This window comes from Marivirga sp. (assembly GCF_051117495.1).
Taxonomy (GTDB): Bacteria; Bacteroidota; Bacteroidia; order Cytophagales; family Cyclobacteriaceae; genus Marivirga.
In genome coordinates this window covers 85,800-107,260 of sequence record NZ_JBNPEF010000017.1, presented here as the reverse complement: position 1 = coordinate 107,260, position 21,461 = coordinate 85,800, and the positions used below count along the sequence as shown (strand labels likewise).

18 protein-coding genes and 1 pseudogene are annotated in these 21,461 nt (G+C 36.0%); 7 read left to right on the top strand and 12 right to left on the bottom strand.

Annotation, left to right across the window (positions count from 1 at the left end):
• Nucleotides 1–16 precede the first annotated feature (16 nt).
• The 4 genes from gpmI to mfd form a co-directional block, all read right to left on the bottom strand.
• Nucleotides 17–1,552, bottom strand: coding sequence for a 2,3-bisphosphoglycerate-independent phosphoglycerate mutase (gene gpmI, locus ACFE0M_RS09745; protein WP_434545565.1), 1,536 nt, complete (start codon nucleotides 1,550–1,552; stop codon nucleotides 17–19).
• A complete protein-coding gene (locus ACFE0M_RS09740) occupies nucleotides 1,539–2,621 on the bottom strand; it encodes a hypothetical protein (RefSeq protein ID WP_434545564.1) in 1,083 nt (360 codons plus the stop codon). The genes gpmI and ACFE0M_RS09740 overlap by 14 nt, the downstream gene beginning before the upstream one ends.
• Nucleotides 2,622–2,624: 3 nt before the next feature.
• Entirely contained in the window at nucleotides 2,625–3,971 is a 1,347-nt protein-coding gene (locus tag ACFE0M_RS09735; RefSeq protein WP_434545563.1) for a DNA cytosine methyltransferase, read from the bottom strand.
• A gap of 70 nt (nucleotides 3,972–4,041) precedes the next feature.
• Complete coding sequence (gene mfd, locus ACFE0M_RS09730; protein WP_434545562.1) at nucleotides 4,042–7,410, bottom strand: transcription-repair coupling factor; 3,369 nt, start codon at nucleotides 7,408–7,410, stop codon at nucleotides 4,042–4,044.
• Between the two features lie 543 nt (nucleotides 7,411–7,953).
• On the opposite strand from mfd, the gene ACFE0M_RS09725 reads away from it, so the two are divergent.
• Entirely contained in the window at nucleotides 7,954–8,298 is a 345-nt protein-coding gene (locus ACFE0M_RS09725; protein WP_434545561.1) for a tRNA-binding protein, read from the top strand.
• Between the two features lie 19 nt (nucleotides 8,299–8,317).
• Nucleotides 8,318–8,935 carry a cytochrome c oxidase subunit 3 gene (locus tag ACFE0M_RS09720; protein WP_434545560.1) on the top strand — a complete coding sequence of 206 codons (618 nt, stop codon included), beginning with the start codon at nucleotides 8,318–8,320 and terminating at the stop codon, nucleotides 8,933–8,935.
• 155 nt (nucleotides 8,936–9,090) lie between these two features.
• Here ACFE0M_RS09720 and ACFE0M_RS09715 read toward each other — a convergent pair whose 3' ends face one another.
• The 3 genes from ACFE0M_RS09715 to ACFE0M_RS09705 all read right to left on the bottom strand — a co-directional run bounded on the left by ACFE0M_RS09715 (nucleotide 9,091) and on the right by ACFE0M_RS09705 (nucleotide 10,744).
• The gene (locus ACFE0M_RS09715; protein ID WP_434545577.1) at nucleotides 9,091–9,369 is read right to left on the bottom strand and encodes a HepT-like ribonuclease domain-containing protein; all 279 of its coding nucleotides are present in this window, start codon (nucleotides 9,367–9,369) and stop codon (nucleotides 9,091–9,093) included.
• A 74-nt stretch (nucleotides 9,370–9,443) separates the two neighbouring features.
• Nucleotides 9,444–9,725: a nucleotidyltransferase family protein gene (locus ACFE0M_RS09710; RefSeq protein WP_434545559.1), complete on the bottom strand. Its 282-nt coding sequence runs from the start codon at nucleotides 9,723–9,725 to the stop codon at nucleotides 9,444–9,446.
• 83 nt (nucleotides 9,726–9,808) lie between these two features.
• Nucleotides 9,809–10,744, bottom strand: coding sequence for a TIGR01777 family oxidoreductase (locus ACFE0M_RS09705; protein ID WP_434545558.1), 936 nt, complete (start codon nucleotides 10,742–10,744; stop codon nucleotides 9,809–9,811).
• A gap of 146 nt (nucleotides 10,745–10,890) precedes the next feature.
• On the opposite strand from ACFE0M_RS09705, the gene ACFE0M_RS09700 reads away from it, so the two are divergent.
• Nucleotides 10,891–11,583 (top strand): hypothetical protein, encoded by a 693-nt coding sequence (locus ACFE0M_RS09700; RefSeq protein ID WP_434545557.1) that lies wholly within the window; start codon nucleotides 10,891–10,893, stop codon nucleotides 11,581–11,583.
• 2 nt (nucleotides 11,584–11,585) lie between these two features.
• On the opposite strand, the pseudogene ACFE0M_RS09695 reads toward ACFE0M_RS09700, so the two are convergent.
• The 3 genes and pseudogenes from ACFE0M_RS09695 to ACFE0M_RS09685 form a co-directional block, all read right to left on the bottom strand.
• A pseudogene (locus ACFE0M_RS09695) lies at nucleotides 11,586–12,317 on the bottom strand (NYN domain-containing protein).
• Between the two features lie 70 nt (nucleotides 12,318–12,387).
• A complete protein-coding gene (locus tag ACFE0M_RS09690; protein ID WP_434545556.1) occupies nucleotides 12,388–13,572 on the bottom strand; it encodes an MFS transporter in 1,185 nt (394 codons plus the stop codon).
• A 273-nt stretch (nucleotides 13,573–13,845) separates the two neighbouring features.
• On the bottom strand, nucleotides 13,846–14,664 hold the full coding sequence (locus ACFE0M_RS09685) for an SDR family oxidoreductase (protein ID WP_434545555.1): 819 nt from the start codon (nucleotides 14,662–14,664) through the stop codon (nucleotides 13,846–13,848).
• Nucleotides 14,665–14,774: 110 nt separating this feature from the next.
• On the opposite strand from ACFE0M_RS09685, the gene ACFE0M_RS09680 reads away from it, so the two are divergent.
• Nucleotides 14,775–15,851, top strand: coding sequence for a flavin monoamine oxidase family protein (locus ACFE0M_RS09680; RefSeq protein WP_434545554.1), 1,077 nt, complete (start codon nucleotides 14,775–14,777; stop codon nucleotides 15,849–15,851).
• 57 nt (nucleotides 15,852–15,908) lie between these two features.
• Nucleotides 15,909–17,576 carry a formate--tetrahydrofolate ligase gene (locus ACFE0M_RS09675; RefSeq protein ID WP_434545553.1) on the top strand — a complete coding sequence of 556 codons (1,668 nt, stop codon included), beginning with the start codon at nucleotides 15,909–15,911 and terminating at the stop codon, nucleotides 17,574–17,576.
• 40 nt (nucleotides 17,577–17,616) lie between these two features.
• Here the strand turns inward: ACFE0M_RS09675 and ACFE0M_RS09670 are convergent, their stop codons facing one another.
• Together ACFE0M_RS09670 and ACFE0M_RS09665 are read right to left on the bottom strand one after the other, a co-directional pair.
• The gene (locus tag ACFE0M_RS09670; protein ID WP_434545552.1) at nucleotides 17,617–18,294 is read right to left on the bottom strand and encodes a LytR/AlgR family response regulator transcription factor; all 678 of its coding nucleotides are present in this window, start codon (nucleotides 18,292–18,294) and stop codon (nucleotides 17,617–17,619) included.
• A 1-nt stretch (nucleotide 18,295) separates the two neighbouring features.
• Nucleotides 18,296–19,309: a sensor histidine kinase gene (locus tag ACFE0M_RS09665; RefSeq protein ID WP_434545551.1), complete on the bottom strand. Its 1,014-nt coding sequence runs from the start codon at nucleotides 19,307–19,309 to the stop codon at nucleotides 18,296–18,298.
• A gap of 197 nt (nucleotides 19,310–19,506) precedes the next feature.
• On the opposite strand from ACFE0M_RS09665, the gene ACFE0M_RS09660 reads away from it, so the two are divergent.
• Nucleotides 19,507–19,866 (top strand): MotA/TolQ/ExbB proton channel family protein, encoded by a 360-nt coding sequence (locus ACFE0M_RS09660; protein WP_434545550.1) that lies wholly within the window; start codon nucleotides 19,507–19,509, stop codon nucleotides 19,864–19,866.
• A 135-nt stretch (nucleotides 19,867–20,001) separates the two neighbouring features.
• Nucleotides 20,002–21,450 (top strand): alpha/beta hydrolase family protein, encoded by a 1,449-nt coding sequence (locus tag ACFE0M_RS09655; RefSeq protein WP_434545549.1) that lies wholly within the window; start codon nucleotides 20,002–20,004, stop codon nucleotides 21,448–21,450.
• Nucleotides 21,451–21,461: the final 11 nt, after the last annotated feature.

Here is a 21,461-nt window from a genome sequence, read left to right as displayed (position 1 = left end):
AGTTAGATTAGAAATATCACTCAATTAAAATATCGCCCGTCATCTCTTTAGGGATTTCAACATCCATGATTTTCAGAATAGTAGGTGCCAAATCCCCCAATTTACCGTCTTTAATGGTGCCGTCAAAACCAGGGTCAACCAAAATGCAAGGTACTAAGTTAGTAGTATGGGCAGTATTTGGGCTTCCGTCTTCATTTACCATATAATCGGAATTTCCATGGTCCGCTATAACGATGGTGGCATAGCCATTCTTTTGAGCAATATCTATCACAGATTTTGCACAACTATCTACTGTTTCGCAAGCTTTAACCGCTGCTTCAAACACACCTGTATGGCCTACCATATCAGGATTGGCAAAATTCAAACAAACGAAATCAGCTTCGCCTTTTTCTAATTCTGGAATGATTTTATCTCGGATGTCATAAGCACTCATTTCTGGTTTTAAATCATAAGTGGCTACTTTGGGAGAAGGGCACATCAAGCGTTTCTCTCCTTCAAATTCCGTTTCCCTTCCACCAGAGAAAAAGAAAGTCACATGCGGATACTTTTCAGTCTCGGCAATTCTGATTTGCTTTTTGCCGTGCTTTTCCAAAACCTCACCTAGAGTATTGACCAAATTATCCTTTTCGAAAAGTACTTTTACTCCTTTGAAAGTATCATCATATTTGGTCATGGTGATGTAATGCAAATCCAATGGCTTCATACCCTGCTCAGGAAATGCTTTTTGGGTCAATGCTTGAGTAATTTCTCGACCCCTATCGGTTCTGAAATTAAATGAAATCACCACATCGCCTTCTTCAATTTTGGCAACAGGATTTCCATTCTCAGTATGAATAATAGGTTTGATAAATTCATCCGTAACGCCTTCATCATAAGAAGACTGAATCGCACCCGAAATGGAATCAGTGCTTTTACCAACACCTTTTACCATGGCATCATAAGCCAATTTGACTCTTTCCCAGCGGTTATCTCTGTCCATTGCGAAATATCTACCCGTAACGGAAGCAATTTTAGCTCCTGTTTTTTCGGCATGTTCCTCAACATCCTTCAAATAAGATTTACCGCCATTTGGGTCAGTGTCACGCCCATCTGTAAAGGCATGAACGAATAAATTTTGAACTCCCTCTTCATGAGCCAAGCTCATCAAGCCCTTCAAGTGCCCGATATGTGAATGCACGCCTCCATCTGAAACCAATCCGATGAAATGAACTTTTTTATTATTCTTTTTGGCATAATCCATGGCTTCTGCCCAAACTGGATTTTCCTTGATGGATTTTTCCTCTATCGCCTTATTGATTTTCACCAAATCCTGATAGACAATTCTACCCGCACCTATGTTCATGTGCCCGACTTCGGAATTTCCCATCTGTCCTTCAGGCAAGCCTACTGCTAAACCGGAAGCATCCAGTTTGCTATGCTTGAAATCCTTGTACAAGCTGTCCACAAAAGGAGTGTTGGCTTTGTCTATAGCGGAAACTTCTTTGTTGGTGGCTAAACCCCAGCCATCCAATATCATTAAGATTACTTTTTTGTTCATTTTATTGAAGTTCATTATTTAAATAATCAGATTTCATTTTACGTAAGACCACTTCAAAATTGTCTAATTTATCCTGTAAAAGAAAATTAGTGTTAATTAATATTAATTCTATCCAATCATCAATTTTTGAATTTTCACTTGTTGGTGTGTTCCAAAATCCTGACAATTTTTCCTCATCAGTCTCAGTAATGAGATTAAAAACTGATTGAATATTGTTCAATACGTTAAAATATATCTTGGGTATTTTTTTTAGTTTATGGCTTTTATAATTGAAATCCTTTTTTCCGCCTGCAGTAAAAACATCCCTCAAATTAGGACAAACAATTGATTTTTCTTTAACGAGCCAGATTGCAATTCGCGCAAATTTATCATTGCTATTACTAAATATTTCAGGAAAATATATCATTGATTTTATCATCAATTCAGATTTGTAGTCTTGCGATAAGTTTTTCCAAATATTGATGACAAAATTTTTCGATGAGTCATCTTCTTCCCCTATCCACCATAAATCCTGACCAGGTTTCAATCTGTTTTTATAATAATTAACAATGGGCTGAATAGGTTTGCTTTTCAATCTGATTTCATCATAGGGTATTTTTATTTTGTCAAAAATTGTTTTACCCTCTTCAAGCTCCATATCAATCAAATATCTGGGTGAGTGAGTAACTACCACCTCAGCTAAGCATTCCTCATATTTTCTAAATTTAAATTCAATTGGCTCCCCTAACTTTCCGAATAACATAAAAATTCTTTCCACATCCTCAACTCTTGTCGATTCCAGCACACTATTTCCGGTCGTTTTCCAATGATTTTTAGTGGTAGTTTTAACCTCAACCCCGAAATATTTCTTGGCGATTATATCGGGAAATTTTTGTCCTCCTATTAATTCTATGGTGTTTTCAAATGCTGTCCCAATAGCATTTTTAGCCATTATTTCCTTTATGTACGGTTCTAATTTAATACCGCTTAATTTTTCAATCGAGTTTTTCGAATCTTTTGAAAGAACATTCAATTCATTTACAGTCTTTTCTAAGAGATGTTCGAAATCTTCCAGATTTGAATCAGAATTTAAAGAAATCACCATGTCTTAAATGAAATAGTTATCCCAAACTTCCTCAATTCTTTTAGCAATATTATATGCAAGTAGTGGAGGTACAGCATTACCAATTAATTTATAAGCTTTAGAGGGACTTACTAAATAAGAGCCTTTCCTGCCGTTTTTGTTTTCGATTACAAATTCATAATCTGAAGGAAATGTTTGAATTAATGCACATTCCCTTGGGGTTAATCTTCTTTCAGCTAATCCGTTTCTTAATTCACTAAGATTTTTTCCTCCGTTTTCAATGGATAACCTTCTGAATTCAATATTGCCATGATGTTCAGCTCTGATTGTGGGGCCAATATGGTTTAATTTTACTTCTGTTTGACCTTGACAATGCTTCCCCATAAACTTGGCTTTGGAATAGTGTCTTTGAGATAAGTCATCGGACTGCTCAGGTTCTTCCAAACCATTAAGAATATCATTTAAGCTTACTGGCTTTTTCAAATAAGGCTCATCTTTTGTGAATGAATGAGTAGGGCTTGGATAGGGGTCAAAAGCGGAAGGAATATAATCATTGCTCAAAGCCTCAAGTGCCTCTTTTTTTAATGCAGATTTTTTAATCCCTATAAAGAAAACCCTCTCTCTTGATTGCGGAACACCATAATCAGCAGAATGCAATACTTTAGGTTTTAAAACTATATATCCATTTTTGCCGATGGTTGAAAAATCTTTTTGAATAATCTCTTTTACGTTCTTTAGGTTGACTAAGCCTTTTACATTTTCAGCAATAAAAATTTTGGGTTTAGTAATTTCAATGACTTCCTTCATCCACATATAAAGATGCCCTCTTGTTTCTGTAGTGGGGTTGTTTTCAGAATATAATTTACCTCTATGGTCTTTATTGGAATTGAAGCCATTTCTTTTCCCTGAAACACTAAAATCTTGACACGGAAAACCGCCTGTTACTACATCCACATTTTTAGGGAATACATTGACCCCCGATTTATGCAGTTTAACCAAGTCTACTATACTGTCGGTATGGAATACTTCTGGATTAGGTTGGGATTTTTTAAAATAATGCACCCATGCATTTCTTGCCTCGGTTAAAATATCATTGGAAAAAGTCGTTCGAAACCGTGTTTTTTTTAATTTGAGATATCCATTTGCACAATATTTTTCAATAAAGTCCTTATTTAAAATTTCATTAATAGACTCCTTTTTCACCTTAAAACCACCTTCAAACCCCAAATCCATTCCACCACAACCAGAAAAAAGGGAAAGTACGTTTAATTGATTTTCCTGTACATTTTCTTTGTACATATTTTGAAGTTTAAGCGCAATTTGAGGCTCTTCAACTTTGTTTTCAGGTGTGTCTTTGATTTGATTAATCATTTTTAGTGTTAAATATTCACAAGAAGTTTAAGTTATTAAAATAGTCAATATTAAACAATTTATATGTAAACTAAACTGCCCCCACCTCTTCTCCAGCCATATCAAATATAATGGTTTTGGCTTGTTCTATGTTTTCTATATCCTCTATTTTCAATATTGGTCTGCCTTTGTAGTCTTTCATCTTGCACTTTTTAGGATGCGTTTGTACGAAAGTTAAAATTCTGCCGAAGATGTCAGAATTAAAGTATTTCTTATTATCAGCCGACACAAAGTAAGCTTTTAAGCTACCATTTTTAATCAACAATTTCTCGAAACCAAGGCTTTCAGCTTTCCAGCGGATTCGCACAGTTTCTATCAAATCATAAACCGGCTCAGGTATTTTTCCGAAACGGTCTTCCAATGATTTTTCGAAAACACCCAGTTCTTCCTCATTTTTGATATTATCCAGTTGAGAATAAAGACTCAATCTTTCGGTGATATTCCCCACATAATCCTCTGGAATCAGGATTTCCAAATCGGTTTCTATGGTGCAATCCTGAGCGATGATTTTTGCCTTTTTGGCTAATTCATCTTTAAATAAATCGGCAAAATGGCTTTCTTTCAATTCTGCTACGGCATCATCTAAAATTTTATGATACATATCGAAGCCTAAATCGGTAATAAATCCGCTTTGCTCGGCTCCCAGCATATTTCCTGCACCTCTAATATCCAAATCTCGCATGGCGACTTTAAAGCCATCTCCCAAATCAGAAAATTCTTCCAAAGTGGTCAGCCTTTTTCGTGAATCGGAACTCAAGCCGATGGTAGGTGGGGTCAATAAATAACAAAAAGCTTTTTTATTGGAACGCCCAACCCGACCTCTCATTTGGTGCAAATCGGACATGCCAAACATGTGGGCATGATTGATAATAATGGTATTGGCATTTGGAATATCCAAACCGGATTCGATGATATTGGTGGAAACCAGTACATCGTATTCGCCTTCGATAAAGCGCATCATCACTTTCTCCAATTTGGCGCCATCCATTTGTCCATGGGCAACGCCAATTCGGGCATCGGGCACTAATTTGAGAATAATATTGCCGACTTGTTCGATATCGCCAATTCGATTATGTACGAAAAACACCTGACCGCCTCTTTGCAATTCGAAGGCAATCGCATCCCGCAAAACTTCTTCATTGAAAGTATTTAATTGAGTGGTCACGGGCTGACGATTGGGAGGAGGCGTTTGAATCACGCTTAAATCTCTTGCGCCCATCAAGCTAAAATGCAAAGTTCGTGGAATTGGCGTGGCGGTCAAGGTTAAAACATCCACATTCACACGGAATTGCTTCAATTTATCTTTTACCGAAACCCCAAATTTTTGCTCTTCATCAATCACCAATAAGCCCAAATCCTTAAACTGCACATCCTTATTCACGATTCGGTGAGTTCCAATGAGGATATCAACTTTGCCTTCAGCGGTGCGCTTTAAAATATCTTTAATCTGTTTGGTGGACTTAAACCGGTTGATGTATTCCACCGTGACAGGCATTTTTTCCAATCTTTCAGAGAAAGTCCTGAAATGCTGCATAGCCAGAATGGTGGTAGGTACCAAAACGGCTACTTGTTTATTGTTGTCCACCGCTTTGAAAGCCGCTCGGATGGCGACCTCTGTTTTACCGAATCCCACATCCCCGCAGACCAATCTGTCCATTGGGTGTGGCTGTTCCATATCCGCTTTAACATCTGCAGTGGATTTGGCCTGGTCAGGCGTATCTTCATAAATAAAGGAAGATTCTAATTCAGCTTGTAGGAAGCTATCAGTATCACAGGCAAAGCCAGGAGCAGATTTTCTTTTGGCGTAAAGCTCAATTAAATCTTTGGCGATGTCTTTTACCTGCTTCTTGGCTTTCTTCTTTTTGTTCTCCCATTCAGGCGAGCCTAATTTACTGATGGTAGGATTGTTTCCTTCTTTTCCGCTGTATTTTGAAATTTTGTGGAGGGCATGAATGCTGACATAAAGCAAATCATTATCCCGATAAATTAAGCGGATCACTTCCTGCTTTTTTCCGTTATTATCGACTTTATCCATTCCAGCAAAACGTCCCACACCATAATCGATATGGGTGACAAAATCCCCGGGCTGAAGGTTTTTCAGTTCGCGGATGGTGATTGCTTTGGATTTGCTCTGCTTGTCTTTAGTTTTGTATCGATGGAAACGCTCGAAAATCTGATGATCGGTATAGCAGGCTAATTTCAATTGCTCATCTATAAATCCTGCTCTCAAAGTATGCGGCAAAGACTGAAATTTGATGAAAGGGTCAATTTCTTCAAATATATTTTTCAGTCGCTCGGTTTGTGTTAAAGATTCCGAAGAAATGATATTGATGAGACCAGCTTCCTGGTTGCTGGATAAATTCTCTGCTATTAAATCAAAGTTTTTATTGAAAGAAGGCTGTGGCTTGGCTTGATACTCAAATTCCTGATGAGCTTTTAGGTAAAAACGATTTCCGAATTCTACTTTCAGATATTTTTCCAGTCCTTTTTTGAAGCTTTCAGGCGTTTCAAATAGCATTTCGGGTTCTAGGACTACTTTCGTCTGTTGAGTAGTTTTTAATATTTCTTCAAAAGATTGTGAGGCTTTTTCATAATACTGCTGAAGTACATCTAAACTCTGTTTATAATCCTTAAACCATATTTTGGTATTGTTAGGAATGTATTCCAATAATGATTCTCTGCTTTCTTCCAAAAGTTTGGTCTGCACATTGGGTATGATATTGATTTGCTTCACCGTTTCGGTGGAAAGCTGAGAAGCCACATCAAAAGTTCGGATGCTATCAATTTCATTCCCAAATAATTCTATTCTGAAAGGCTCATCACTGGCATAGGAAAAGATATCTATGATCCCCCCACGAATGGCGTATTGTCCTGGCTCGTAAACAAAATCCGTAGGTTCAAAATCATAAGTTTGCAGTAATTCTGCAATGAACTCCACATCCAGGCTTTCTCCCACTTTAGCTGTGAAGGTATTCGACTTTAAAGATTTTTTATTGATTACTTTTTCAGAAAGCGCCTCAGGATAAGTGACAATAATTTCACCAGTGGAGGATTTGTTATTGATGCGGTTTAGGATTTCCGCTCTCATCAGCACATTGGCATTTTCTATATCATCAAACTGATACGGTCTTTTATAAGAGGTTGGAAATAAAAGGGGCTCCTTAAAATCTAAAAGGTTTTGCAGATCATTTTGAAAGTAAGCGGCTTCCTCCTTATCATGCAAAATGATCAGTTGATTTTGATGATTTAAAAGATGCGAAACTGCAACGGCTATGGCATCCAAACTACCTACCAACCCCTTAAATTGGATGGTTTGGTCCTCATTGGGTTTGAGGGAAGCCACCATCGTTTGCATGATGGCATCATCTTTATATAATCTTAGAAAGTCTTTAATTTTCATGTATCGAATCTGTCTTTTTATGGCGACATGGAATAGTCAAAGTTTAAAAGCTCGGTTAATCATCCTTCTATGCCTTCATTTATCTGCTACTGTAAGTATGGATAGGCTCATGACTATTTCAATTTATGTGCTATTTAAATTTTGTGCTCACTTTTTCGTTCTAATTTCGTAAACACCATGCAAAGGTAAAACAAACTAACGGGAATGGCGCATAGTTCAAATTTGCAATCAAAAAATTAAGTGAGCTTAAAGCTGATTCTGGTAAACCTGTCAGGTTTGGCTTTGATATTGATGATGAAAGAGCCACCTTATCAATCTTTAATTTCATAAACCTGACAGGTTTTAGCCAAGCAACTGACTTGATTCTTTCAGGTGAAAACACCTGAAAGGGGGTTGGGTTTGGTTAAGCAAAAGTCACAGTAAGAACTAACATCCACCGTTTTGGTGTTTTCACCAAAACTTTTAACCTTAATATTTAAAAAGAAGCCTGACGAGTTTTAGTAAAAAGAAGAATCCTTATAACTAAACGCAGTATTAAGAGTTATGAATAAAGAGACTAAAGAAATCAGCTGGAGCGATTTTTCCAAAATTGAAATGCGAGTTGGTACAGTGGTTAAAGCGGAGGAATTTCCAGAAGCCAAAAAGCCTGCCTACAAATTGCAAATTGATTTTGGTGAGTTGGGAATGCGAAAGACTTCTGCTCAGATTACCAATCTCTATAATTTGGAAGACTTACCGGGTAAAAAGATAGTGGCGGTCGTGAATTTTCCACCCAAGCAAATCGCAAACTTTATGAGTGAATGTTTGGTTTTAGGAGCTGTGGATGGAGATGAAATTAGTTTGTTAAGCGTTGATAAAGACGCCAAAAATGGATTGAGAATTGCGTAGAAAGTAACAAGTTATAAAAATGGATAAGAATACTAAGAAAGAGAATTTATCATTTTTTGAGAGGGTTGAGAGACTGCATCCTTATAAAATGATTTTTATTTTGAGTTTAGTAGGGAGCTCTTTGATTTTTCTTTTCCTCCTATTCTCTTTTTTCATGAGCTTGGGAAATGAAGGCCAAAAAGACATTGAAATCCCTGCCGTTTTTGCTTTAAGCACCGTTTTAATTGGCGCTTCCAGTTTTATGATTCATCCAATTCACAGCCTTTTTAAAGCCGAAGAAATTTCATCCTTATTAACCGCCTTGCGATTCACTTTCTTTTTAGGTTTAGGTTTTGCTTTATGTCAATTCTTAGGTTGGAAAGCTTTAAGAGAATCAGATATACTATTTTCATCCGATGTGACTTCTTCCTTTTTTTATGTCCTGACTGGCGTGCATGCGCTGCACTATTTAGCAGCTCATACTTACTTGGGATATCTAATCCTCCAAACCCAAAGAATATCTAAAGATCCTGTTCAATATTTGATAGCCGAAACCAATCCGTATTGGCATTTGAAATATGAATTGCTCACCAAAGGATGGCACTTTTTAGGTGTTTTGTGGGCGATATTGATATTGAGTTTTTGGGCTTTTCTTTAGCCCAGCTCCCAAACCCGCCAGGGAAGACACATGGAATTTCTTTTACTTTTTAATTTGAATTAACAATACTTTTCCAATCTCTTACATGAGAAAAAGCTCCAAAGGAGCAACTGATTTCCACTAGCTGGTAGCAAACAGAAGAAAATGAATGGAGATTATTGATTTTTGTTCTTTTCTATTCTAATAATAGTAGTTAATTCTTCTTTAAATTGAGGAATTACCTTTTCAACTACAGCCCAAACCGCCCATAAATCCACACCAATGTAATCGTGGATCAATTTGTCTCGCATTCCCGCAATCTTCTTCCATTCGATATTCGGATATTTTAATCTAAACTCAGGATCAAGTTGCTTTTTGGCTTCACCAATTATCTCAAGGTTTTTTATAACGCCATCTTGAATAAGAGAATTATTTAGAAAGTCTCTTTCATTAATATTTAAGGTGTATTCTTAAATTTTTAAAATACAATCCTGAATATGGTTTAAATAAATGAGAGGATTTTTCTTCATTAAGCCAATGCTATTAAATCTTTTTCAACATAAACTTTTAGGCTTGAATGTAAAGAGCGGGTGGTTATTAAGTCAACTTTAATCCCAAGTTTTTCAGTCATTTTTTGCTCTATACCTATTATCTCTAATAAATCAGGTGTGTTTTCAAAATCAACCAAAATGTCTAAATCACTAGTGGAGGTGTTTTCTCCGCGAGCATAAGAACCAAAGACACCCACCGATTTTGGCTTATATTCCGATAGGGTCTCGAGAATGAATTCTTTTTGCTTAGCATTAATCATATCATAAATTCAATAAATTTTAATCAAAATTTATTTTCAAGCTTTAGGTTAAAATATTAATTCAAATTAGCATCATAGTTATTTCAGGATTTAGTTTCCCCTTCGGAGGCTAGGGGGCTGTAAATACCCTCCAACGCATCATCCAGACTCTCAAACTTGAATTCAAATCCTGAATCTAAGGTTTTTTTAGCGCTTACTTTATTTCCTCCCAATACCATTTGCGCCATTTCAGCTAACAATAGTTTCATTGCAAAAGCAGGTACATTGGGTAGAATCAAGGGTTTATCTAAAACTTTCGCTACAGCTTTTGTCACTTCTTTATTGGTTGCAGGATTGGTCCCGACTCCATTATAAACTCCGGTTAATTTATTTTCCAAAACATGTAAAAACAAGCGAGCTAAATCATCTATATGAATCCAGCTCATCCATTGCTTGCCTGAACCCAAAGGAGCTCCTGCCATTAATTTTATGGGTTGAGCAAGTTGTGGGAGGGCTCCACCTTTCTCGGTTAAAACAATTCCGATTCTGATTTTGGCAGTAGGAATTTTCAATGATTTGAATTGGTCTGCTGCAGCTTCCCATTTTTTAGTAACCTCAGCTAAAAAATCATTTCCGGCCTTCGATTCCTCATCAACTAATTTATCTCCAGTGTCCATGCCATAATAGCCAATAGCACTTGCTGATATGAAATGTTCTGGTGCTTCATCGGGTATTTTAGAAATTGTTTTATGCAATAGAGCCGCAGATTCGGTTCTGCTTTCGATAATTACCTTTTTTCTACTATCCGTCCATTTTTTGTCAGCAACTCCTGCACCAGCCAAGTGGATAATCACATCAGCAAAGCGAATGGCTTCTTCATCCATTTCTTGTTTTTTGATGTCCCATTCAAATTGTTGATATGGATAATTATCTTTTTTGCTTCTTGTTAGGTTTGCCACTTCATAGCCCTTTTCTTTCAAAAGAGCTGAAAGTTCCGTTCCTACTAATCCTGAGCCACCTGTTATTAAAATATTCTTCATAATTATCAATTCTATTACTTTTAACTCATGAAGACTAAATAAGTTGGCTTAGGAATTTGACATTTTTATTCAGGCCTGGTTTTTGTATTTAGCAATATCATATTGCATATATTTGCGTTAACAAGCTAAATTAATTGGTTTTAAGTATGTTAAGAATAATATCTATTTTCGCTTTTTTAATCTTGAGTCTAGGCCAGCTTAAAGGACAATATCAGACCTTAGCCACAGAGCATTACTTATTAGGGGTAGATGTCAATGGTTATGAAATAGACTTACCTTTTTCTAAGGAAAAAACAGAAGAAAGCTGGAATGAATATGCAAAAGATTTTGGCAAAAGCGAGGAAACCCAATCGCACAAAACTTATCAGACAACATTCAGAACAGATATTTACCCTAATGATATTCTAATTTATAGTCAAATAAAAGGCAATAAAGAGCAAAGTACTATTTGGGCAGGAATTGACCCTCAGGGTATTCCAAAGGATGTATATTCTGAATTGCAAAAGGCGATGGAGGAATACATCTATAACTTTAACATCAAAATGAGGACCGACTTGGCTCAGAAGAAAATTGATGAATCAGAGCAAGCCGCAACTTATTTGAGCAAGGAGTTTGAAAATCTTAAGAAAGACGAACGAAAAAACCAGAAGAATTTTGATAAAACGAATGAGAGAATCAGCTCCTATGAAGAAAAGCTAAAAGAATTGAGAAGTGATTCAACGCAATACTATCAAAATCTTCAAAGTCTAAAATCTTCTATAGATTCGTTATATGTTGAATTAGAAAAAGTTAAATCTATAGTGGAGACATATAAACAGAGACTGGAAGACATAAAGTAAGCCTAATGCTTTTTCTTCAATCTTACATAAACCAGTTTCAAATGGGTTTTAGTACCAATTCTTTCTTCAATTTCAAATTGCTTAAGTGATTTCAATAATGGGGTTAATTTGGCAAATCCATAATTCCTAGAATCAAAATTAGGTTGCTTCTTTTGAAGTAGATTTCCTACATCTCCTAAAAATGCCCAGCCATCCTCATCAGCTAAATCAGAAATCGTACTGGTAATCAACTTAATGTCTTTTGGTGTGACCTTATCTACAGTAGCTTTTGCTTTTGATTCAGTACTTTCCCTTTCTTCAGTTTGATTATTGAGGATTTCTATATAAATAAACTTATCGCAAGCTACTATAAAAGGGTTAGGCGTTTTCTTTTCGCCTATGCCATAAACTTTCATTCCTGCCTCACGGAGTCTAGTCGCCAGGCGAGTAAAATCGCTATCGCTGGACACTAAACAAAAGCCGTTTACCTTTTCAGAATAAAGAATATTCATGGCATCAATAATCATAGCAGAATCCGTGGCATTTTTGCCCGTGGTATAGCCATATTGCTAAATGGGGGTAATGGCATTTTCCAACAATAAATTTTTCCATTTGCTCAAATTGGGCTTGGTCCAATCACCATAAATTCTTTTGATGGTTGGGTTACCATATTTGGCAATCTCTTCCATCATTTCTTTCACATTTGCTGATGGAATATTATCACCATCGATTAGTACTGCTAGATTTATGTCCATTTTGACTCCTGTTTTACTCTTTTATACAAATTCGCTTTATTTTAGCAAACGCCATGCTAGTGGTATAGTTTTATTGAGGACTTGCTAATGATTTATTGCGAAATAAACCCAATAAGCCTAATAATGGTCCGATTGCCAAAATGATGAATAAAAATTCAGGACTTATTTCTAATCTAAGAACATTCAATAGCTGAATACTAATAATGGTAATAGCAAAGCCAATGGAATTCACTATCGTCAATGCAGTTCCTTTTTGTTCAGAAGGGGCGTTTTGTGCGACTAAAGTTGAAAAGAGAGGAGAATCCGCTATAACTACCATTCCCCAAAAAATTAGGAAGAAAATGAATACCTCCGCTTGTGCGTAAAAGATTATCAAGGGAGAAATAATACAGCATAAGCCTGAAAGTAACAGAAAGGTGCCAGCTGTTTTCTTAGGCCCAAATTTTTCTGATGTAAATCCTCCCGCAATACAGGATAAACTTCCAATTCCAATTATAATGAAAGATAGTAGCGGAATATTAAATTCTATTTTTACATGAAGCCTTTGATAAGCTAATAAGACAACCGGAACAAAAGCCCAAAAAGCGTATAATTCCCACATGTGGCCGAAATAACCAAAAGCGGATGCTCGAAATTCCTTTTTCTTAAAAACCTGAAAAAAGGCTGAAAAATCAGGCTTCTGACTTCTTTTCTGGAAAGGGCCATCGGGTACAAATGTTAGTAGCAATATCCCGCCCAATGTAGCCAGCGTAGATGTAATGTAGATAACTAATTGCCAATCAATATTTTGAGTGGCTTGCTTTAAAAGATGCGGAAAGGCTGTACCTAAAACCAAGGCTCCAACCAAAAAACCTAAAGATTTACCCAAACCTTCTTCATAATAATCAGAAGCGATTTTCATGCCTACTGGGTAGATTCCCGCCAGAAAAAAACCAGTAGCAAATCGACCACTGATTAAACTCCACAAAGAATTTCCTTCCCAAACAGCTCCCAAATTAAAAATAGCACCAATCAATGCACAAAAGAAAAATACTTTAGAGGGAGAAAATCTATCGGCTATGGACAGCACTGCAAAAACCAAGGTGCCAATGATAAACCCGAACTGCACCGCAGAAGTTAAACTACCTAAAGCGGTTGCAGCCAATTTAAAATCAAATAGCAAATTAGGCATCACAGCATTTCCTGCAAACCATAGAGAAGTGCAACAAAATTGAGAGAATACTATTATGGGAAGAATGCGGGAAGGTGGGTTCATGAAGTTCTAATATCAAATTTCACCTTAAAGATATTATTTGCTTACAGTTATTTCTAATTATCTACATTTTTTGAAACGTAGATTAACCTATTTGCGGCTATCCGACACCCCTATAATCCCCTCAAGGGGATAGTTCTCACAGATTTACATTAGAGAAAATGAATAATTTGGCTCATTTTTCTTCGAAGATTTTATGTGAAATAAATTAGAAAAAGTAATATTGGTCAGGTCTACTAAATATGAATTGAGATCGCTCTTATTGCATGATGATAATCAAAACCCCTCCACCATCTTCTCACTTTCTTCCCAAAGTCTATCTCTTGCAGCTTGACTGTTGGCTAAGGAAGAAGCTTTATTCACTTTCTTATCTTTAAAATATGCCCCGTTTTTATCGGTCGGCAAATCATTAGTTGCCAAATAGATAGAGGTGGAAGCTCCTTCTCGAGTGGTTTTCATAAATGGTTTCCCTAATTTCCACATCAATTTAAAAAAGCCTGGTAATGAATCTCCAAAACCTGAATCAATTACTCCAGGATGAAGTGCGTAAGAAGTCAATCCTTTATCAGCTAATGATTTGGTAAAGAGCACATTGTATAATTTAGCATTGCCATATCCCGCTATGGTGGAATATTTTTTCTTTAAATTCAAATCAGACCAGTCTGGTTTTCCTGCTCTGTGGGCTTCTGAGCTTACATTAATTACCTTGGTATTGCTCTTTTCTAATAATGGCATTAATATTTTGGTCAATAAAAAATGTCCTAAGTGGTTTACGGCTAAATGCAATTCAAAGCCGTCTTTGCTTTCCAAACGCTCATTGAAAGTTCCTCCTGCATTATTGATTAACACATCTAGTTTTTCTGCTTTCTGCAAGAGTTCTTCACCAGCTTTTCTTACTGATTTCAAATCTGCCAAATCACATTTGATAATGCTGACATTTTCTTTTTTATCCCAATTGGCAATTACCTCTTGGGCTTTCTCCGTATTGCGGACTAAGAATATTAAATGATGTCCTTTTTTCAATAATTCTTCAGAAGTAGCTAATCCAATTCCTGAAGTGGCTCCTGTAATGGCGATGGTTTTTGTATTTATCATATTCCTAACACAACTAAATTTGAGAGAAATAGTTGAGGAATTTCATGGCTTTAAACATAAAGGAAATTAAGTGGTTTCCTTTTTGTAAAACTTAAGCTCTATATTAGGATATGATTATTATTGTAGGTGCTGGTTTATCAGGTTTAGTGACAGGATATAGATTAAAGCTAGCTAAAATACCTTTTAAGATTTTAGAGTCTAAAGACAAAATTGGCGGTAGAATAATCACCAAAATCACTGATAATGATACTCCTATCGAAATGGGGGCAACTTGGTTTGGGAATCAACACCAAAACTTAATAAAACTCTTGAATGAATTAGAAATAGCTGCATTTCCGCAATTTCAAGGCCAATTTTATTATTACGATGACCAAAATTCACCTCATCATGGAAAATATAAATTTCCTCAGCAGGAACCTAGCTATAGAATAGCTGGAGGAAGTGTTCGTCTTATCAACAAACTGTTAGAAGAAATTGGTGATAATAATATTTTGACCAAGCACAAAGTGGAAGGCATAAAAAGGCTTGATGAAAAGTTAGTTTTAAAAATAAATAACAAAGAAAATATTGAAGCGGATCAGGTCATCATTGCTTTAGCTCCTAAAATTTGGGTGCATCAAATCCAATTTGACCCTCAACTTCCTAAAGAACTCACCGAAATTGCAAAAAACACACAAACCTGGATGGAAGATTCCATTAAAGCAGCTGTAGAATTTAAGACTCCTTTTTGGCGAGAAGATCAGCATCCATCCACTATTATGAGTAATTACGGCCCCTTCGTTGAATGCTACGATCACTCTAATCAGCAAGAAAGTAAATTTGCACTATGTGGATTTTTAAATCCTGCATTTAAAGAGATTGAAAAAGAGGAACGAGAGAGATTAGTCCTTCAACAGTTATCAACAATTTTAGGTGAAAAGGCGCTAGATGCTTTGAGCTACCATGAATACGTCTGGTCAGAAGATGATCTAGTGAAATGGCCGAAAGATATTTTCATGCCACCGCATCAAAATAATGGACACCCTATTTTCAGAAAACTCATTTTTAACCATCAATTAATCATATCATCTTCGGAAAGCGCTAGTAGATATCCAGGCTATATGGATGGAGCAGTGGAAGCAGGTGAAAATGCTTTTAAGCAAGTATTTGAGAAAATTCAATCCGAACAAAATCAACAATTAAACTGATATCCATCAGCCTTTTTAACCTTTATGTGTAGTACATTTATGCTCAAAAATAAGACCATGACAGATTTAGAAATAGCCAACAAAAGCAAATTAAAGCCTATACAAGAAATTGCCCAAAAATTAGGAATTGTAGCGGATGACCTTGAAATGTATGGTAAATACAAAGCCAAGCTTCCACTCAATATAATTGATGAAACTAAGATTGATCAAAGCAATTTGATTCTAGTTTCAGCTATTTCCCCCACACCTGGAGGTGAAGGCAAAACAACCATGTCAATCGGTCTTTCAGAAGGCTTAAATCAGTTGGGAAAGAAGACCACAGTGGTTTTACGAGAGCCATCACTTGGGCCTGTTTTTGGAATGAAAGGAGGCGCGACTGGTGGAGGTAATGCGCAGGTTCTTCCTATGGAAGATATTAACCTGCACTTTACTGGAGATTTCTCAGCTATAGAAAAAGCTAATAATTTACTGTCGGCTATAATCGATAACAATCTTCAAAGCAAGACCAATTCTTTGGGGATTGATCCACGGACAATTGCCTGGAAGCGCGTAATGGATTTAAATGATCGTGCTTTAAGAAACATTGTAGTCGGACTTGGCGGCACAACCAATGGAATCCCAAGAGAAACGGGTTTCGACATTACAGCAGCTTCAGAAATCATGGCGATTCTCTGTCTATCTTCTGATTTAATAGACCTTAAAAATCGACTAGGAAATATTTTTGTAGGCTATACTTTTGATAAAAAGCCTATTTATGCTAGGGATTTGAAAGCAGAAGGTGCTATGACCGCTTTGCTTAAAGATGCCATCAAGCCCAATCTGGTTCAAACAATTGAAGGAAATCCGGCTATTATTCATGGAGGACCTTTTGCCAATATTGCGCAAGGAACCAATACGGTAATAGCTACCAAAATGGGAATGTCATTATCAGATTATACGGTAACAGAAGCAGGCTTTGGCTTTGATTTGGGCGGTGAAAAATTCTTAGATATTAAATGTCAGAGTGCGAACTTAAAACCAAAAGTGGTAGTATTGACCACCACCATTCGCGCACTGAAATATCATGGAGGAGCAGAATTGTCAGCGCTTAAAGAGCCGAATGTAGCACAATTAAAAAATGGATTCCCAAATCTGGAAAAGCATATAGAAAATGTACAGAAATTCGGTATCACTCCGATTATTGCCATCAATAAATTCAATACAGATTCAGAAGAGGAAATTGCAGCTGTTTTAGAATTTGCCAGGTTGAAAAATATTCAAGCCGCTGTTGTAGATGTTTGGGCAAATGGAGGAAAAGGAGCTTTGGAATTAGCACAACTCGTAATCGACTCCGTTAATGCGGAGCTGTCAAACTTCAAACCTTTATATGATTGGAACAGTCCGGTTTTGGATAAAATAAGCAAAATAGCTCAGGAAATTTATGGAGCTACAAGAGTTGAATATGCAGCCAAAGCAATGACAGATTTGCGAAGAATTGAAAACTTAGGTTTGAGCAATCTTCCGATCTGCATGGCTAAAACCGAAAAATCACTATCCGATAATCCAAAGCTGTTAGGAAGACCAAAAGATTTCGTCATCACCGTTCGAGAAATAGAAATTGCTGCTGGAGCAGGATTTATTATTCCGATAACCGGAACTATTATGCGCATGCCTGGGTTGCCGTCACATCCTGCATCAGAACAAATTGATGTAAATGAGGAGGGTAGAATTACGGGGTTGTTTTAAATAAATGTAGAGACGTGATGCATCGCGTCTCTACATTTATTTAACCGTCAAAATTTACGTCTCCCCTAAATGACCTTGAAATTGTCAACCACTCTTCGCCAATTTTAACCTTATCTTTCTGAAAAGCAGATATTTTATTTTGGTTAACTATAAAAGAGCGATGGATTTGGGTGAAATTATCAGGCAATTGGTCAAGAATGGATTTCAAAGTCATTTTGCTGACTAGCGGTTTTTCATCTTCCAAAACAAACCTCAGATAATCTCCTTTTGCTTCTATATATAAAATTTCATCTAATAGAACTTTTTGTTGTTGCCGATCTATGGAGATAAATATATGATTTGCTTTTTGAACTTCTTCAGTGGATTTGGTATCCAACGCATTTACAGATTTCAGGAATCGCTCAAAAGAAATTGGCTTGAGCAGATAATCTAGTGCTTTTACTTCAAACGCCTCCACTGCATATTTTCTATGCGCTGTTATGAAAATTACTTTTGGCTGAACATTGTAGCTTTTGATAAAAGTCAGTCCATCCAATCCAGGCATTTCGATATCGATAAATAATAAATCAACCGAATTTTTCTGTAGAAAATCCCGCACTTCCCAAGCATTGCTGAACACTCCTTTCAATTCCAGAAAGGGAACTTGAGCTACGTAATCGCTTATCAATTCTCGCGCTAAAGGCTCATCATCTGCTATGATACATTTCCAGGTTTTCAAATCATTTTCTTTTTATAGGAATAGTGATTTCAATTTTAAAGATTCCGTTTTCCACAGTCTTTCTCAACTCATAATCTTGTTTATAAATATAGGATAATTGGCTTTCGATATTTTTGAGCCCGATGGCTTTTGGATTATGCTCGCCTTCTATAAAATTATTGGAAAACGAGATTTTTAATTTATCATCAGTTTCCTGTAGTGAATAGTTTATAGACAATTTTTCTATATTGTTTTTGCCCGCATGCTTAAAGCAATTTTCCATTAAAGTAATCAAAATCAATGGTGGGATTATAATAATTTCAGTATTTTGAACTTGAATGCTTTTTTCAATTACCAATCTATCGCCAAAGCGAAAGCTTTCCACATAAATGTAATCTTCCAAAGTCTTGATTTCATCGGATAACTTGATGAGATCTTTTTTGCTGTTTTCCAATATATATTCAAGCAAGGCACTGAGGCGTAAGATCATTTCAGGAGCTTTATCAGATTTCTTCAAACTAAGTGCATATAAATTATTCATAGTATTGAATAAGAAATGCGGGTTCAGCTGACTTTTCAAAAACCGAAGCTCTGCTTCTGCCATATTTTTGATTGCCTCATTCTTCTCATTTTCGGTTTTTCTCCATTTTTCTATGCTATTGATGGCTACAAAAAGAAATACTATTAAAAATAATACGGTATTCAGAATAGCCAGATCCCGAGTGGCGGGTGGCATCAAATTATACTGAAGATCCGCTATCAAGATGAAAACTAGAGTGTTGATAAGCAATGTTAAGAAAATGGCTGAGATAATAAGATAGATGACGTAAACTACAAACCTTCCTTTTCTACCCTTCAATAAATAGGTAGGAATTAAATAATTGGAGATTAAATAAGCGGAAACTATAGTGATGGGCAAATAAATTATGGCTAGTAGTAATGCCTCTTTCCAATTGTTATCATAACTAAGCAGAAAAGCGCAGAGCACAAATGATAGGAGCCAAAAAAGAATATGGTATAAATAGTTTTGCTTCATTAGAAGGTAAATTTAATCAAGTTCAGATAAGAAGCATTTATTATCGACCAAATACTGCTTTAAGTAGGCAGAATGCAAAATATACCTTCCAATACTGCATTTATGTTTTCTACCTTTAGAAAAATGTCAGTTATCGATATTTAAAAATTATTAGCTGAAAAGGTTATAGCATTGTACATCACCAAAAAACAAAAGTTATGAACATTATTGAAATTCATGTTGAGGGAGGGATCTTATTTATGGGGATATTATTCTTTCTATTAGTTGGGGTAATTGCTACTTCCGTTTTAGTAATTAAAAATAAGGCGGATCAACCAAAAGCTAAAAAATGGCTGAAAATTTCGCAAGAGATTGCACTATTTGCTTTAGTATTCGGCATTTTAGGTCAATTAGTAGGCTTGGTAGGTGCTTTCCAAGCTATTGAACAAGTGGGAGAGGTTTCCCAAGCGCTCCTAGCAGGTGGGTTGAAGGTATCCTCTTATACCACTCTGTACGGGTTCTTTATTTTTCTTCTGGCCAAGCTATTCAAAATTGGCTTTCAATTCTCTCAAAAATAAGGTGTATTCATAGTGGTCAGATTTGGCATCTCTAATGATGTCATTTCTGATCATTTTGGTAAACTTCAGACATCCTATTTAATACATTATATCAAAGAAATAATTATTCAAATATCTTTTTAATCAAGAGAACTTATGAGAATCATAGAAATCATACTATTATTAATTGTAACCGTTTTTCCAATTTACATTTCAATAAAAAACTACTCACTTAATAAGAAAAGTGCTTTAGTATTTATCGGAATTGTATTTCTTATTCATCTGATTTTCGAAGGATTCAGATGGCAAATGATTCCCTCCTATTTACTTATCCTAATCCTAACATGGTGCATTTTTAAAGAGTATTCCTTTTTCAAAGGAGGATTGTTTAGAAAAATAATAACCGGAATTGGATTCGCAATTTTGATAATTTTTGCTTGGGTTTTGCCTTATATTCTACCAGTATTTGATTTGCCAACGCCATCAGGAAAATATAAAGTCGGTGCTCAAGATGTTCATTTAATTACAGATGAGGAGGAAACCATTACACTAGAAGCAGGAGATAAAAGGGAGCTGATGGTTAAAGTTTGGTATCCTGCTAAAATCAATAATGAAGAAAAGGAAGTTTATCTGAATGATGCAGAGAGAATTGGGTTTAGCACTAAATATGGAGCTCCAAAAGGCATCTTTAATTATTTGGATCATGTAGAAACCAATACTTTTAAAAAGCCCGATGTGGCAGAAGGAAAATTTCCTGTTCTTATTTTTTCTCATGGACACCAATCTAATGCTACCGGATACTATGCAATATTAGAGGATATAGTAAGTCATGGCTATATTGTATTGAATATTAATCATACTTATGAAAGTGTGGGTTCGCTTTTTCCTGACGGAGAAATTAAATTGTATAGTAAGGAATTTGAAAAAATCCAACTTGATGAAAAAATGTCTGCAATGACTTGGTCAGCCACGCAAGAATTGGAAAAAGCTAAAACTAATGAAGAAGAGTATGCTGCTGTTAAGGATCTCATTCGAGATTATGTAGCCGGAGATATCGGATTGCGCTGGAGCAATGATATTTCTATGGTCATTGATGCTCTAGAAAAAGGAGATACTTTTTCATTCTTCGCAACACACATTAATACCTCAAAAATTGGAGTGTTCGGACATTCGCAAGGCGCTACAGCAGCAGGTCAGGGGTTATTGAATGATAAAAGAATAAAAGCAGGAATAAGTATTGACGGAATTCTATGGGGCGCCATGATTGATACTACTTTGACAAAACCCTTTGCTATACTTTCTGCAGATTGGGATTATAACGCTTATCAACCTGATTTAAATAAACACATTTTTCGAAATGGTACTGCTAATGATTTCTATCAAGCTAAAATTTTAAATGCTGGTCATTCCAACTTTATGGATATTCCCTACAAGATTAGAATACCAGTTATCAATGAGGCAGGATCCATCAAACCAGAGCAAGCATCTAGAATAAGTTCAAAGTTTGTCCTGCAGTTTTTTAATAAATATTTAATAGGTCAAAATATTAATTTATTGAAACTAGAAGACGAATACGCTGAACTTGAATTAGTTCAGGAAAATTAGCCGTTTAAAAT